Annotated in this window: 15 protein-coding genes; 7 read left to right on the forward strand and 8 right to left on the reverse strand. The window is 45.6% G+C overall.

The features are described 5' to 3' along the window. Nucleotides 1-26: 26 nt before the first annotated feature. The 6 genes from CHRO_RS12590 to CHRO_RS12610 all read left to right on the forward strand — a co-directional run bounded on the left by CHRO_RS12590 (nucleotide 27) and on the right by CHRO_RS12610 (nucleotide 3,811). Nucleotides 27-929 (forward strand): ABC transporter substrate-binding protein, encoded by a 903-nt coding sequence (locus CHRO_RS12590; RefSeq protein ID WP_106167871.1) that lies wholly within the window; start codon nucleotides 27-29, stop codon nucleotides 927-929. 154 nt (nucleotides 930-1,083) lie between these two features. Further along, nucleotides 1,084-1,920 carry an MFS transporter gene (locus CHRO_RS12595; protein WP_181824325.1) on the forward strand — a complete coding sequence of 279 codons (837 nt, stop codon included), beginning with the start codon at nucleotides 1,084-1,086 and terminating at the stop codon, nucleotides 1,918-1,920. A gap of 146 nt (nucleotides 1,921-2,066) precedes the next feature. Beyond that, nucleotides 2,067-2,228 (forward strand): hypothetical protein, encoded by a 162-nt coding sequence (locus CHRO_RS32140; RefSeq protein WP_015154590.1) that lies wholly within the window; start codon nucleotides 2,067-2,069, stop codon nucleotides 2,226-2,228. 10 nt (nucleotides 2,229-2,238) lie between these two features. Then, nucleotides 2,239-2,625, forward strand: coding sequence for a TonB-dependent receptor plug domain-containing protein (locus CHRO_RS33795; protein ID WP_245570545.1), 387 nt, complete (start codon nucleotides 2,239-2,241; stop codon nucleotides 2,623-2,625). Nucleotides 2,626-2,634: 9 nt separating this feature from the next. Continuing rightward, nucleotides 2,635-2,874, forward strand: coding sequence for a hypothetical protein (locus CHRO_RS12605; protein WP_181824326.1), 240 nt, complete (start codon nucleotides 2,635-2,637; stop codon nucleotides 2,872-2,874). Nucleotides 2,875-2,980: 106 nt separating this feature from the next. Then, nucleotides 2,981-3,811 carry an Rpn family recombination-promoting nuclease/putative transposase gene (locus CHRO_RS12610; protein ID WP_015154591.1) on the forward strand — a complete coding sequence of 277 codons (831 nt, stop codon included), beginning with the start codon at nucleotides 2,981-2,983 and terminating at the stop codon, nucleotides 3,809-3,811. Nucleotides 3,812-3,956: 145 nt separating this feature from the next. On the opposite strand, the gene CHRO_RS12615 is transcribed toward CHRO_RS12610, so the two are convergent. The 7 genes from CHRO_RS12615 to CHRO_RS12640 all read right to left on the reverse strand — a co-directional run bounded on the left by CHRO_RS12615 (nucleotide 3,957) and on the right by CHRO_RS12640 (nucleotide 12,180). Next, complete coding sequence (locus tag CHRO_RS12615) at nucleotides 3,957-4,910, reverse strand: iron-siderophore ABC transporter substrate-binding protein (protein WP_015154592.1); 954 nt, start codon at nucleotides 4,908-4,910, stop codon at nucleotides 3,957-3,959. A 13-nt stretch (nucleotides 4,911-4,923) separates the two neighbouring features. Beyond that, a complete protein-coding gene (locus CHRO_RS12620) occupies nucleotides 4,924-7,557 on the reverse strand; it encodes a TonB-dependent siderophore receptor (RefSeq protein ID WP_245570546.1) in 2,634 nt (877 codons plus the stop codon). Nucleotides 7,558-7,741: 184 nt separating this feature from the next. Continuing rightward, complete coding sequence (locus tag CHRO_RS12625; protein ID WP_015154594.1) at nucleotides 7,742-8,740, reverse strand: helix-turn-helix domain-containing protein; 999 nt, start codon at nucleotides 8,738-8,740, stop codon at nucleotides 7,742-7,744. Between the two features lie 283 nt (nucleotides 8,741-9,023). Beyond that, on the reverse strand, nucleotides 9,024-10,469 hold the full coding sequence (locus CHRO_RS12630) for a glycoside hydrolase family 140 protein (protein ID WP_015154595.1): 1,446 nt from the start codon (nucleotides 10,467-10,469) through the stop codon (nucleotides 9,024-9,026). A 37-nt stretch (nucleotides 10,470-10,506) separates the two neighbouring features. Beyond that, a complete protein-coding gene (locus CHRO_RS12635; RefSeq protein WP_015154596.1) occupies nucleotides 10,507-11,268 on the reverse strand; it encodes a sigma-70 family RNA polymerase sigma factor in 762 nt (253 codons plus the stop codon). Between the two features lie 21 nt (nucleotides 11,269-11,289). Further along, complete coding sequence (locus tag CHRO_RS32150; RefSeq protein ID WP_158266024.1) at nucleotides 11,290-11,457, reverse strand: hypothetical protein; 168 nt, start codon at nucleotides 11,455-11,457, stop codon at nucleotides 11,290-11,292. A gap of 66 nt (nucleotides 11,458-11,523) precedes the next feature. Next, nucleotides 11,524-12,180 (reverse strand): Crp/Fnr family transcriptional regulator, encoded by a 657-nt coding sequence (locus CHRO_RS12640; protein ID WP_015154597.1) that lies wholly within the window; start codon nucleotides 12,178-12,180, stop codon nucleotides 11,524-11,526. 672 nt (nucleotides 12,181-12,852) lie between these two features. Here CHRO_RS12640 and CHRO_RS12645 point away from each other — a divergent pair. Next, a complete protein-coding gene (locus CHRO_RS12645; RefSeq protein ID WP_015154599.1) occupies nucleotides 12,853-13,908 on the forward strand; it encodes a hypothetical protein in 1,056 nt (351 codons plus the stop codon). 123 nt (nucleotides 13,909-14,031) lie between these two features. On the opposite strand, the gene CHRO_RS12650 is transcribed toward CHRO_RS12645, so the two are convergent. Continuing rightward, a complete protein-coding gene (locus CHRO_RS12650) occupies nucleotides 14,032-15,651 on the reverse strand; it encodes a thioesterase domain-containing protein (RefSeq protein ID WP_015154600.1) in 1,620 nt (539 codons plus the stop codon). Between the last annotated feature and the right edge of the window lie 65 nt (nucleotides 15,652-15,716).

Raw genomic sequence — 15,716 nt, forward strand, 5'->3', positions numbered from 1 at the left:
CTTGTTATGGCAGGACTACTCAGCAGATGGCTTTTACCAGCGCTCAAGCCTCGACATCCTCATGCCAAGTCATTCAACATATTAGCGGTAAAACCCAAGTTTGCGGTCAACCCCAACAAGTGGTTGCACTCAGTCCGCCGTTGTTAGATATCATGTTAGCACTTGGGGTACAACCGCTAGCTTATGCTGAAGTAGATTTGTTTACAAGGCGCAAATTTGACAAACCAGAAGCACAAATTCCCTTTTTAGGCAAGTATATAACGACCAAACCGATTAACTTGGGCAGTCGCGATCGCCCCTCACAAGAATTGTTGCTGTGGCTAAAACCAGATCTGATTTTGGGCGAACCAGAATATAACAAAAATAATTACCATTTACTTGCCAAAATTGCCCCAACTTTACTATTTAGAATTCAAGAAAAAGATGATTGGCAACAGCATATTTCGGCGATCGCACGCGCACTGGGACGCGAAGAACGAGCAAAACAAGTCATTGCCGAATACAAACAACAAATTACCCAAACTAAAGCTGCACTAGCACCCATCGCAGCACAACAGCGCCGGATATTGGTGCTGGGGTTTGGTAGATTAATTGCCGATTCTTTTGTACTCGATCCTGAAGAATTTGTTTGTGGCATACTTCAAGAACTTGGGTTTGAGATTATTACTGTTGGATCGAGAGAACAAGAGAGATTTAGTCTTTCGCTCGAAGTTCTACCGCAAATTGAAACGGATGTGATTCTCGTCCTTCCTTCTGGTAATAACACCATAGCAAACGCCCAGCAACAGTGGAGTGAAAATCCGATTTTGCGATCGCTCAGTGCTGACAGGGGTGGAAAAGTCTACTTTACTGATTTTCAACTAACTCGCATTCGGGGACCAATTGCAGCTGAAACTTTTGTCAATCGAATGCGCGAAATTTTGAAGTGAGTTGGTAATTGGTAGTTGGTAGTTGGTAGTTGGTAGTTATTCACTTGCTCCCTCAGCTCCCGATCGCTCCCTCAGCTCTCTCTCCCTTGTCTCCCTTGTCCTCCTTGTTCCCCGACTTCCCACTCCCCAGTTATATGCGTAATTTTATTACTATTTGGCTCGGTCAACTCGTTTCTACATCATTGGTCTAGCTGGGATCGCGCTGATGGACATTGTGACATTTAGCGTGGCGATCGCCACAGTGTTGTTAGTACCGATCCCGCAACTACCAGTTCATACTACAGAACACCACAAGAACGCTAGTATCTGGCAGCAACTCACCTTTGGATTTCACTACATCATCAAACGTCCTGGGTTGCTAGCACTTGTAGTATCCGCTTCTTTGTTTTGGTTTGCTCACGACTTAGGCGGTTCAGTAGCTACACCGATGATTCTGGCTCGTACGGAAAATGATGGGCAAATATTAGGCTCTATCTTCTCAATTGCTGGAATTGGGGGTGTTACTGGAGCAGTGCTGTTGAGTGTTTGGGGTGGTCCGAAACGACGCATTCACGGCTATCTTTTGGGTATGGTAGGAGCAGGTGTAAGTAAAGCAATATTTGGTTTAGGTCAATCCCCCCAGATTTGGCTACCAGCACAATTTTGTTCTTCGCTCAATTTTCCTTTGCTAGAAAGTTCCCAGACTGCGATTTTGTTAGCTCAGGTAGCGCCTGAGATTCAAGGAAGAGTGTTTGCGGCGCGATCGCTGATGTTTCAACTCGTTTCTGCGATAGCATCTTTAATTGCTGAACCGCTAGCCGATGATGTGTTTGAACCAGCAATGCAGCCAGGAGGCAACTTAGCTAGATTACTTGGTGGTGTATTTGGGACTCATCCTGGTGCGGGGATGGCAGTTATGTATGTATCCACTTCAACCTGTTTGTTGCTAGTGGGTTTAGGTGGATACGCCTGTCACTCCCTGCGAGACTTAGATCGTAGCGGATCGGATTAGCTTGGTATCGATGTCTGCGAATGATGAATCCGATCTCATGCTGGCACTCAAGACTGACCTTGAGAATTAATAGCAATAAGATTATGATATTTCAACGTGCGCTAGCTCGTGCTTCGTACAAGCTCTATGTCTGAGAGTCTATTGCCATGCAGATCGGCTTTTCTGCCCAAAATATCGACGAGTTGTTTGCCGAGTGGAGTCAGAGGACTGAAGCATCTTTGCAGGTAAACTCATCTGAAACAATTCTAGAATTACCGCCCCAGATGGGCAAAGGCTGGATACGGCAAATGAGACTCTCCAGCGAATGAGGAGATCGAAGTGGTGGTCACGGCTCAACGAACCGAAGAAGACGTACAGGATGTCCCCATCAGCATCAGAGTCTTGACAAAAGAAGAAATTGAAGATGCAGATATCATCACCTTGGAGGACATCGCTCAAAGTACGCCTAACTTTTCAGTTTTCAACGCCACCGGAAATCGCTATTTCAGTTACTACAGCATTCGAGGACTGTCTTTTGAGTTGAATGGAATGGTAAGTTACGGAACCTATAACGATTTAAATTTACGAGCAAGTGTCGGCGGACCACTCGTTGAAGATCGGCTGTTTTATCGGTTGGCGGGCAGCTATGGATCGGCAGATGGATATTTCAGTAACATATTTCTAGACGATCGCTTGGACGAGCGATCGTTATCAACGTGCGATTAGGATACGAATTTGAGAATTACGGCATTTATTTGTTTGGCAACAATATTTTCGATCGCGAGTATCTTACTGCTGCCTTTGGGCTTTCTGGCTCAACAACGGGTCAATATGGCACGCCTACAACTTATGGCATTCAATTTAGAGCGCAATTTTAGAGTTGAAGGAGCAACACGCGCTGGGGACATTACCACTTTTGGATTGTTTGTTTTCAATAGTTGCGGTAATTTTGTGCGAGTCAACGAGTACCGTTAGGATTGATTGTAAAATCTATAGCAATCCTAGATAAATCGTGAAATCGATTGCCCATGTAGAGACGTTACATGTAACGTCTCTACATGGGAAACGTTAATCACCCAGTTTGTTATTTGAACTCTTGACAAATCCGCCAGCAAATGCAGACAAATATAGGTTTGATTCAGTCGCTGTTAAAGAACCGAAATTTGAAATTGATGGCGTATTTCTACCACCAGTTGAGGAAAGTCCTGGTGTGGTGTATTTTTGTGAGGTGCAATTCCAGAAGGATGAAAGGCTCTATGAAAGGGTATTTGCGGAATCCTATTTATATTTCTACCGCAATCGTGACAGGTTTAGTAACTTACAAATAGTCATAATATATCCGTCCCGCAGTCTCGAACAAAGCGATCTTCTCCCCTACTTAAGTCGGCTCAACAGCCCACAGGTAAATCGGATATATTTGGATGAATTGGGTGATATTCGCTCCTTACCCGTATGGGTGGCATTGATGGTTCTGACTACGTTAGAGGAAAGCCGCACCACTGAGGAAGCAAGGTATTTGCTAGCTAGAAGTCAACAGGAAACTTCTCAGCTAGCAAATCGCGCCATAATAGATTTATTAACGACGATAATGGTGTACAAGTTTGATAGTAAAAGTCAAAGGGAGGTAGAGGAAATGTTAGGCATAACACTCAAAGAAACACAGGTTTACAGAGAAATTAAGCAGGAAGGAATACAAGAAGGAGAACAAAGAGGACGAGAGCAAGGACGAGAGGAAGGCGAAAAATCTCTCGTTTTGCGTCAATTATCTCGACGGGTGGGAGAATTACCGCAAGAGGCGCGATCGCGCATTGAATCTCTTTCTTTGGAACAATTGGAAAATCTTGGTGAAGCTTTGCTTGATTTTACCAGCATAACCGATCTACAAGCTTGGTTGGAAGCACTTGAGAGCTAACTGTTTCCCGACTGCTGATAACTGTTCGCTGATAGGGCAACAATATTTTTAATCTAGAAGTTAGCAGTTGGCGATCGCTTTTTTAGTGTTTTTTTAATTACCACAACCTTCAAAGAGTGTTTTAGATATTAATCTTATTTTAAAATTAGTTGACTAAGTATTTGAATAAGTCATCAATCACCGCATTCATTGCCAAAATATCAAAAGCGTACCAGTGAGCAGAATCGACAAGATAAACCCGATTTCGTTGAACTACCTTCAGCTTTTGCCACAGTGGATCTTTTTGTAACCTTTCTATTGCTTTTTTACCTGCTTCTTCTCTATAGGAAAGGAATAAAACATCACCATCAATATCAGACAAATTTTCCTGAGAAATACGATCTTTTGTGAAGAAATCTCCGCTTTGTGCAGGTGGGCGTTGTAATCCAACGTCATTTAAAAGTGCGCCAGTAGGATGTTTTATTCCATAGGTGTATATTCCATAAGTTCTATCTACAGTGGCAACTGATACTTGCATTTGGAGACGGCGATCGCCCAACGCTTGTTTAAGTTGTTCAATTCGTTGCCGATAGCGATCGATTAATTGTTGACTCTTCTGTTCTTTATCCAAAACTTTAGCAACGTCTTCTAAATGCTTTTGCCAAGGAGGAGGGGGACTAGGATTATCCAATACAACAGTAGGCGCAATATCAGATAGCTGTTTATAAATATTTTTAAACCGAGTAGTAGATAGAATTAAATCGGGTTTTAGTAACAAAATTCTTTCTAAGTTTGGCTGAAATCCAATATTTTCTACTCCATCTGCTTTGTCTTGAAGATGTTCTGGAAAAGAATCGCCTGCATACCAAGCAGTTGCAATAGGTTTAGTACCTAATGCTAAGGTGCTACGAAAAGTAGCCATCCACAAAGTTACTACTTGTTGAGGATGGCGAGGAATGCACGTTTTACCCATTGCATGTTGTACAACTTGGCAATCTTCTCGCAGTTGTTTTAAGTTTGTAACACTAGAATTAATGTTTCTGCTACAAGCCGAAGTCAGTGTAAATGACAAAACTGCCAATAACAACAGATAGATAAAGCGACGCAAAGAAATTCTCATGGATATGTATCATTCAAAATCCCCAAGAAATTGTACCTACGAATGTCAATGGTTCGCCAGGGATAACACGATTTATGTTTTGAGCAGAGACAAAATAATCAACATCGAACAAATTCTGGATATTAAGCGAAGCTCGGAAGTTGTCTCGTTCGTAAAATATCGCAGCGTCGCTGCGTGTATAACCTGGTAACGTAAATGTATTTCCTAACTCACCTTGACGATCTCCATAGTAAAAGACTCCTAAACCGAAGCCCAATCCTTCTAAGCTGCCGGACTGAATTTCATAAGTTGTCCATAGGTTGAGCGCGTGTTTCGGCACATTACTCAGTTGATTACCAACTGGAAAGTCATTGTCTTCAGTAATTTCTGCATCGGTAAAAGCATAGCCTGCAATAATATTCCATCCAGGCAGAATTTCACCGGAAACATCAAACTCAATCCCACGACTTCGCTGTTCTCCAACTAAAATACTTTGGTTCGGATTATTAGGATCGGGTGTTGGGAGATTGGAACGAGTTAAGTCATAAAATGCTAGTGTTGCAGCCAATTGGTCAGTGAGATCGGCTTTGACACCAATTTCGTACTGTGTGCCTCGTTCTGGATCGGTCTCCGCAGGAGCGAATCCACTGGATGTTGAATAGTTGAATGAACGGCTGTAGCTAGCATAGAGCGAAATCGGTTGAATAGGCTGGTAAACAATTCCAAAACGGGGGCTAAAAGCCTCTGTTTGTTTAAAGTCATCTATTTGTTCAAATGGTTCCTGATATTTTTGATTAGCAATATCAAAGCGTCCACCCAAAAGTAGCTTCAAGTTTTCGGCTAAGGTAATTTGGTCTTGGAGATAAATACCGAATTGCTGCACTCTATCTTTGTTAGCCTGCGGTGTAAAAGTCGGGTTGATTGGAGTACGCCCATACACAGGGTTAAAAATATCAAGGGGAGCATAATTTAAGCTGAGATTAGATTTATAATCAATATCAGTTCTTCTGAGATTAAATCCTGCTACTAGTTGATGTTTGATACTACCCGTAGCAAAGTTACCAACAATGTAATTGTCAAGATTGTAGGTATTTGCATTGTATTCAGTATCATCCTCTTGTCCTCTATTTAGGGTACGTCCATCACTCTGCAATGCTAGTGGAAATACAGTATCTCGTCTTAGGCGAAATAAGGAAGTCCGAAAAACGCTTCTTGCTTGCCAGTCTTCACTAAAGCGATGTTCCAAATCATAGCCGATACGAAATACCTCATTTGAAACTTGATTAAAATCAGGCTCACTCACAAAACGGTTACGAGGAATCCTACCATTAGGGTTAGGCAAAACACTGCCCCGTGGAGGTAATCCAAAATCATAGGTTCCCTCTGAAAGGAGATACTCTGCTGCTAATGTCAGCTTGGTTTTGTCGCCGAGCTTAAATGCCAAACTTGGTGCAATTAAGTAGTCTCGGTGTTCATAAAAATCAATAAAGCTTTCCCTGGTTTGAGCCGAAGCATTTAGGCGATACAGTACCGTTTTGCTTTCATTCAATGGACCGGATAAATCAATCGCACCACGATAAAGATTGTAGCTGCCAGCAGAAGCCTCTACGGAATAGAAAGGATCGAGTAATGGCTGCTTCGTGACCAAGTTAACGCTACCGCCTAGCCCACCTTGACCGAACAGAACTGAGGCAGGTCCTTTGAGAACTTCAACCCGTTCAATGTTAGACCCAAATGCTATTTCTGAAGCTGTGGGATCTGGCAAACCATTGATTAGAATATCATTAGACGCATCAAATCCTCGAATGTTAATTATATTGAGAGGATCGCGAGGACTTCGACCACCTAGCACAACACCAGGTGCATTCTTTAGTACTTCTACTAGACGAGTAGCTTGCTGGTCTTGGATAACCTCTTGGGGGATGACTTGAATCGACTGGGGAATATCCCGCAAAGGCGTATCGGTTCTGGTTCCCACACTAGCATTTGGCACGCGATACCCATCTTGCTCGCCCGTCACAACTATCTCAATTGACTCATCATCCGCTGCTGATGGTTGATTTGGCTGTTCTTGTTCTGGTTGTGGTGATGTTTCCGATCGCTGTGGCTGTTGTGCGGAAGTTGCAGTAGTTGTAATGCCAAAAATCAATCCCTCGTTTGGACTGTCCAACAATTCGACAGTTGGGACACCCGCCTCACCCGTCACCGTCACCTGAATAGTATTAGCGTCCAGATTTATAACTGTTATTTCAGTAATACCCTCAACAGGTTTTTGGGAACTGAATGTAAAGGCATCGCCAGTTGACAAGCGCAATTGGGCGTTAGGAATATCAGCAATATAGTTATTTCCTTGACTGCGATCGCTGATTTGCAGTTGTTCGCCTTGGGTGGTTTGTAAAATCACCTCTACACCTTTATCGGTGGAATTAGCCTGCACTCCCGTCACTTGTGTAACACCCCCCTGTTTCCCCCCTTGGTAAGGAGGGACAGAAGGGCTGTTAGTTGGTATTGATGATTGCGAGAGCAAACCTTTAACATTGCTGGCTGGAAATTTAACTTCACTGAATCGAGGAATAGGTGTAGTGAATTTTTGGTGATCTGATTCAACTTGAGCCACGACAGGCTGACCAACAGCAATGCTGAAAACATATCCTATCAAGCCGAGCACTAGCCACGAATTTTGTTTGGGCAGAACTATCCAACCTTCGATCTTGCTCATCACACCACAGTTGTTGAAATTTCAATAAAAATTTGGCTTATTGCGTATAGTTGTTAATTGCAATAAAGCATAGTGTAAAGAAGCACTAGGGTTAGAGTCTATTCCAAAACGGCATTACAGTCGCAAAACGGCATTACGAAGGTAAAATACTTCTCTTTCCTGATAAGCATTCTCTAGGTGTAATGCCAAATTTTCTTTTAAAGGCAGCCGCAAAGTGTCCTTGCTGAGAATAACCGCTCAAATTGGCAACTTCAGCCACGCTCAGCTTACCAGAACGCAAAAGTTGTTCTGCTTGCTCCATACGTATATTGGTGAGATAGCCAAACACCGTTGTGCCAAACATCTCCTTAAATCCGCGCCGGAGATTGCGATCGCTCACTCCAACAATTTGCGCCAATTCCAACAATGACGGCGGATTTTCCAAATGTGCCGACAAAATTTCTCTAGCGTAATGAATCCGGCTAATAGTATCTGCTTTCAGGCGCGGCGATGGCTGTATTCCATCTTGAGCAGATAATATAGGAGCTAATTGCAACGCCATTAGTTCCAACACCTTCCCTTGTAAATACATCCGCTTTGTCATTCCCTCGTAAGGACAGTTGATAATTTGCTGTGCTATTCCCTGAATAGCCGTTGTAGTTTCGGGGTAAAGCAAAGTCTGCCAATCATTACCCTTCGCCAACAGACGCAACTGGTGGGGAATTTCCCCAGCTTCATCAGGGAAAAAAGTTGCCAGCAACTCAGGAGGCATCTCGATATCAACACCTACATATCGAGTTTTGAGTAATTGCGTAGTCATTTGGCGTTGAACACCACTACCAGAGATACATGTATATCCTTCTCCTAACTGCCCCCCGTATTCGTCTGTGATTTTACCTGAAAGGTAAACTAAGAATTGCAATGGGTGATCCCACTCAGGGATTTTGATTAACATATCATCGCGATATTTATAGTCCACAATCATTAGCCAAAAGTGGGGATACACCTCAATAAGTCGCGCATAGCCTTTACCCAGTTGCTGAGGCATTTCGCGGACGATTTCAAATGGCTCTGGTTTTAGTTGTTGTAGACTGTTGGGGTTAGCTTCTGCCCATAGTTCCCAATCCTCGTACATCGTCAGGGTAATTATCATAATTAGCAATTGGTAGATCTGTTAGATTTGATGATAATAAATTTCAATAATTTTATCGCGATCGCCCAATACAATTTGCTTGAGGGTGTTGCTAAATGCGATCGCCCTCACTTGCTCAAAACATTAAGCTGAAGCTAAAGATCCGTTTGCAATAGAAAAAAATCCGTCTCGCGTCAGACGCGATCGCTAGCGATCGTGTATAACTTCTTTTAATTAATTGAGAATTGCTTTCAAAAACTGTACTACATCTACAAGAATCGCTGATTGAACGCACGCGATAAAACTAATCCGCCCGCTCTAGTACCAGTACCCAGTCGCGATCGCGCTCGTGGGATGGCGGAACGAAGCGTTTCGTGCCAGCCGCAGCGAATTCGCCGATCGCCTGCCAAGTCCCTTGACGCGGGTTAAACCAGCGTGCTTTCACCCGCTCGCCTGAAATTTTATCCATTTGAATTGTTACAGCATTACTAGTTGGAAGATAGAGCATGACATAGCTGCCATCAGCATTCCGTGTCGCCTGAATGCGATCGAGTTGCTCGCTCTGCCCGTTTGCGATCGAGGAGCGATCTGGAATCCGCGTTAGAAACGGTTGCGACTCCATCAGATTGCGTAGATATGTCATTTGACCCGCACCTGGCGCATCGAGGGATTTGAACCACGGGATGTCCGCACCTCTCCCCAGATGTTCGCCTTCACGAACCCAACCAATAAAGCTACGATGACCGTAGGTATGACCGAAGCCACCAGCAAACACAGCCCAGTATGCCGCTTTGCGAACGTGCCAAGGCTGAATTCGCTTATCCGGTGGCGCATTCCTGCTCAGAGAAAGTGAATTTTCGTATGCAACTTCGGCATCCAGCGTTGGCTTCGGCGGTTCTTTTGCATAGTCTGCGGCGATCGTTTTGTAGTTACGAAACTCGAAAGAAGTTGTGGTTTGAATCATGTTAAAGTCGAGCCACTTTTCCTGGTGCAGATGGCGCGAAGACGAGCGACCGCCACCGCGAGGGTGGTAAGTCATCAATGTCGTGCTGTAATCTGCTTGCCCGTCAAATCGCGCGTCGCCGTTCGTACCATCCGCAATTCCCTCGGCTATGGCGCGGGTCATTCTCAGTCGTTCTGGATTGTCAACGTCCCGCTCGCGCACCGGATCTCCGCCCATCACCCAAATCAAGTGCGATTTATGCCGCCAACGGTTGCCAAGGAAATGTCCGTAGCGATAAGCAATCGCAGGGTTCTGAACTATTGGGTCGTGATTCGGCACGTTGTTAGCCCAAATCGGCAGCAGAGCCAGATAGAGTCCGTGCGCTTCAGCCTGCGCCACAAACCAGTCAGCCATGTCCCAATAATCGTTGTTAGCACCGTTAGCAATTTGAGGTCGGGCAAAGTTGCCTCGGATAAACGCCGCTTGACCGTAAGCATTTGTACTCTCGGCGTTCCTAACCAAACGACACTGAATCACGTTGAATCTCTTGGCGGCGCGATCTTCGAGATAGCGTAACACGGAAGGTTGATTGTGCGCATCCTCGCGCGTTGCCTTCTGAAGAATTGCCCACGACGTATCGCCCAGCCAAAAGAAAGGCGAACCATCCTCTTTCACCAAAAACCGACCGTTGTGACTGACACGCAGTTGGCTCAATTTACTCGTTCGCGCTCCTGCCATGACAGTATTGCAACTCGATAAGAGGAAACAGACAGCGAGCGGTAACATCCAAAGCAAAAAACGTCTCATAGTTTTCTAGCCCCTGGGTTCAGTCGAGTCCAAAATTCTAGGGTTGCAACAGCTCAAACAACTGTTGTTTGCCTTTTTGTAGATATCGAGTGACAGTCATCGGACTCACACCAAGGTATTGAGCTGCTTTTTTGCGAGAAAATTGCTGGAGGAAGACCAATTCAACTGCCTTGCGAGTATTTTCTTCCAACTGGTTCATAGCGAAGCGCAATTGTTGCCGCTCTTCTTCTGGCTGTAAAGTGCAAGAACGTCGCTCTGCTATGGTATCGGCTAGTTGAATCTGACCATCGGACTCTCGAACCAACGTACTATCTAAACTGAAGACGCGGCAATTTTGAATGGCTAATTGGCTTTCTCTCCATTCTGACAGCGAGACGTGCAGCGATCGCGCAATCTCTAAATCTGTCGGAAGACGACCGAGAGAAGAAGTTAATTGTTGGTAAACTTTTTGCCCGCGAGCGTGAAGCTCTTGCCAGCGGCGGGGGATTTTTACCACTCCGGCGCGATCGCGGATAAAATGTAAAATTTCACCGCGAATATAAGGAATTGCAAAAGAACTAAAAGCATATCCTCGATCGGGATTAAAGCGCTCGATCGCGCGAATCAAACCGAAGTATCCAATCTGCTCTAAATCTTCATAAGGTTCGGGAGAGCGATGGTACAGTTGACGCGCCATCTGGCGTACTAACCCAGCGTGCCTTCTCACCAGTCGATTGCGTAACCAGAGCGAAGGCTTTTGATAGTAAGAAATCAACAGCTCGATCTCATTACAGTAGACGTTAGTTTGAGTCACCACCATAAAACACCTCAATCGCGAACGTTATCGAGCGACCACCGCAGAAATTTGAGTCGAGCCGAGAAAGTTCTCGGTCATGCGCTCCATCTTTTGCAGCGGCTCGCTTGAGAGATTCTCGATCGCCACGATCGCTCTCGCACGTCGAGCGCTGCTAGCAAATGTTACAAGCGCTCTGAATCTGACTTTCGGCATCTTTGCTTTTGGCTTATTCTCTACTCATACTAAAAGCTTGTCAATTGCACACAGGTACGGAAAAGTTCAGGAGCGATCGCTCGTGATGATGTTAGCCCGGTGGCGCGCCCTGTTTGCTCGCTCTCTAGATTGCACGTCTTTTGACTGACGAGCGTGGTTTTCCTGCCGTGCGACAACGAGCCGCCGTTGCTGCCGATGTATTTTTCCCTCTGCTTCTAACCGCTGAAGGATTGTGGTCACCGTGACCCGATTCGTCCCCAGCGTCTGAGCCAACTGCTGATGGGTGAGCGGCAGATCGAGCAAGCGACCGTTTTCCACGTCGCAACCGAATTTTTGACTCAACCACATGAGGAGCTGCCATAACTTCTGAGATAGGGGATTGAGATGAATAATGCTCAGGAGTTCTTCGGTTTGCTGCTGCTGGTGAATGATGGCATCGGTGAAATGCGATCGCTGAGTGTAGGAACAGCAGCTGATGACGACATCTGTGAGGCAGTGGATTTCGTAAGGTCGCACTCGTGACAATCGGTGTCCCACCACATCTCCCACTCCCCAATAGCCCAAGCAAACTAGCTCGCCTTCAGCAGTCCAAGTCATACTACAGACGACACCTGATTCGATCCGCCATAAAACTTCGCTGTGTTCTGGCAGCTGCGCGCGACGCTTCCATTGCTGTTGGAACGGTGGAGTGATTAAGCCAACGAGCGGACTTGACTGTTGCATAAAACTCCATCAGTTGGGCTTTTTGGTCAACTCATTCGTGACTAGCAGCCGCTACAGCTAGACTTGTTGGTACACCGCCTCGGATGCGACAAACAGACCGAGCGGAACTCGTCACTTCACATCGGTAAAGTATCAAGGAACTAACCGAGAGCGTAGCTATGAAATTCATCCAAAGAATAGTTATATTTGCTCAAGTCACGCAAGCTACTTCAGATACCGAATCAAAAACTCTTTCTTTAGATAGAGGCGTAACAAAAGATTCAGTATTAAGTTGCACGTTCCTACTTTACAAAATTTTATTCTCGACTTGACTAGATTGACAAATTATATAGGCTTCTCTCAGGTAAGGCTCTCAAATTTTTGGAATTGCTATCTAATCCGTTGCGCTCAATCTGTAGCTATTTTTCTGAAAAAGTTTCGCTTGCAGAATCGAAAAAATTGCTCTAACTTGTTTGCGGAAATTTGAGAGTAGTTATTGTAGTTGCTTCAAAAGTCAAGCAAAAAGTCTTCAGCAGGTAGAAGTCATATGACAGAAGTATTGAAGCTTAATTCTAAAAAAGGCGCTGGTGTTTTATGAAGATGATTTGGTTTGATCCAAAAGAACATAAGCATGTAATGTCTGGCAGGAATAAATACATAACCGCCCGAGCGAACTTTACCGCATGAGAAATTATGCACATACCCGATCTTTACCGCGTCACAATCGGTCGCCTCGTTGCCGCTGTTCATCCAAAGAAACATCCGAAGCTCTTATTCTTCTGCTGTGCGTTTATCCTCAGTGCGATTCTGCCATTTTCTTTCGCCTGCGCCGACTTGAAGACCGACGTGCCGCAGCGAGGAGGCGGGAATGTCATCTTCGGCGTGAACGACGGCACTGGGTACGACGACTCCCAGAAGTTCAGTCAGATGGTGTCAGGGCGCATCTCTGCCCTTGGGCTCACCGCAGTCCGCACCGGAGCAGACAAGATGAAGTGCGAACGGGAGGGGGAGCCGTGCGATTTCTCTCGGCGCGACGTAGTAATTCAAGAACACTTGGCTAAAGGGTTAGCCCTTCACATGGTAATCGCTTTCAGGTGGGAACTCGATGTCGCCGGATACGAACCCATCCAGTGGACGAAGAACTATGCCTGGAAATGCGGTCAAGTGGCTCACCATTGGAAGGATACGGTGCGCTACTACATAGTGGATAACGAACCAGATATTCGCGGTCGAGATGCCAAGCGAGGTCCCGAGACACCCGCAACCGTCGTCCGTATGCAAAAAGCCTGCTACGAGGCAATCAAGCGGGTAGACCCAGGAATACTCGTCGAGTCTGCACCCGCGACCAGACCGAACACCGAATACAACCGCGCTCTCCTCAAGGCAGGTATTGGAAAATATGCCGATCTCATCGGCACTCACATGTACGGCGGTCAGCTCAGGGAAGATGCGATCGCGACACTGCGCAAATGGATGGCGGAGTTCGGTGTCAACAAGCCGGTGGCGATTAGCGAGTGTGGGTCAGACCCTAACTGGTTCAACCCAGGCGGCTCAGATGGAGAGTGGAAGGGGAAGCACGGGCGAGAGGCGCGAGCGCTATGGCTGCGGGACATGGCTGCCTACGCTCGGCGCAAGAAACTCCACAACGTTCTGTTCTTCAGCATGTTTAGCATTCATGGAGATTGGGAAATGGATAAGGATCGGGCTGCTCTGGCGGCGCTCAAGGACATCGGACACGGGCGATTCTAGCGAGATCGCCTGACTCAGTCTCTTGCGCGAGCGCTTCTCCCAACCGAAACAATCGATATAGACTGGGGAAAGTCAACATCACTCAGCAGCATAGACAAAGCTATTCGTCGATCTCGTTTGGCGTTATGCCAGATATCTGCGTAAGTGTTCGGCAAGCACTCGGACGTGAGGCTTTTGCAGCATAGTCAAGTGGTTACCAGAAATGTAGTGAACTTGCACGCCAGATCTTGACAATTGACTCCAACCTAAAGTTGGGTCGTGAGATTTTTTTTGCAATTCGGTAGTTCTAAATAGGGCGATCGCTAGAGGGTAAGGTCGAGGTGTATACTTCAAGGTAGCTCGGCTATTGGCAGAAAAAATCTTCATCAGTCGATGAATGGTTAACTCGTCCAGCATTCTTAAAACAGCCGATCGTGGAAGGAGATGGCTAATAGTTGTTCGTTCTAGGGAAGATAGCCATGCGTGAGGAGTCAAAATTTTTTTCATTGTAGAAATTGGATTTGAAGTGCGTAGGCGATCGCTATTATCGTTTCTAGAACGCGCCAGGCGATCGCGAAGCAGCGACCAGTAATCCCGAACAAAAGGATAAATAGAACCAGGTACGGTTGTCAGGAGAAATTTCAAACCATCGCCCCAGGAAACTCGATTGCTAGAAATAGGAGCGATCGTATCTAGGATTGCCAAGAAACTCACTTGCTCTCCTGCTTGGTGTAACTGTTGCGCCATCTCATAGGCAACTAAACCGCCAAAAGACCAACCACCTAGCTGATAAGGACCGTGCGGCTGAATTTGACGCAGTGCTTCGATGTAGCTAGCCGCCATCTCCTCAATGCTGGTTAATGGTGGGTGCAAACCGTCCATCCCAAAAGGTTGCAGTCCGTAAAAGGGCTGTTCGGTTCCTAAATGACGCGCCAACTCGTAGTAGGGCAGAACAACACCGAAAATTGGGTGAATACAGAAGAATGGCGGCTTAAAACCTAAAGGCTGGAGTGGCACAAGGGGCGATCGCTTAGAATTACGTTTAGGCTTTTCCCATTTCTGAATCAGAGGCGCGAATTGCTCAACAGTTGGCGCACCAAAGAGATCGGACAATGGTAGTTTTTGCTCGAATTGCCGCTCTACCTGCTCCAATAACTGGACTGCCAGCAGGGAATTTCCACCTAATTCAAAAAAGTTGTCCTCAATACCCACTTGCTCAAGCTTCAGGATATTTGCCCAAAGTGTTGTTAAGGTTGCTTCAATGGCAGTTTTAGGAGTAACAAAAGGACGCTCTGGACTACTGATATTAGACTTCATTAAGGCATTTCGATCCACTTTACCATTAGGAGTTAGTGGTAGGGATGGCAGTACTACAAAAGCTGAAGGAATCGAGTAGTCTGGTAATTTTTGCTTGAGAAAGCAGCGCAAGTCATTTGATGTTGGATTTTGGATTTTTAATTTTAAATTTGATAAATTAGTCTCTACATCAGGAACAATATAAGCAACTAAACAATAATTGCTCGATCGATCTTCCTGTGCCAAAACTACAGCTTCTTCTACTGCTGAGTGTTGTAATAGCAGGCTTTCAATTTCTCCCAATTCAATGCGGTAGCCGCGAATTTTCACTTGGCGATCGATGCGTCCGAGGTATTCAAGATTACCATCGATTAGGTAGCGGGCAAGATCTCCGGTTTTGTAAAGGCGGTTGGTAATGGGTAATGGGTAATTGGGTTCTTTCTCCCTCAGCTCCCCCCGCCTCCCCAACTCCCCCAGCTCTCTTCCCTTGCTCCCTTGACAAATAAACCGAATGGCACTAAGTTAAGCTGAAA

It is taken from the genome of Chroococcidiopsis thermalis PCC 7203, assembly GCF_000317125.1.
Lineage (GTDB): Bacteria > Cyanobacteriota > Cyanobacteriia > Cyanobacteriales > Chroococcidiopsidaceae > Chroococcidiopsis > Chroococcidiopsis thermalis.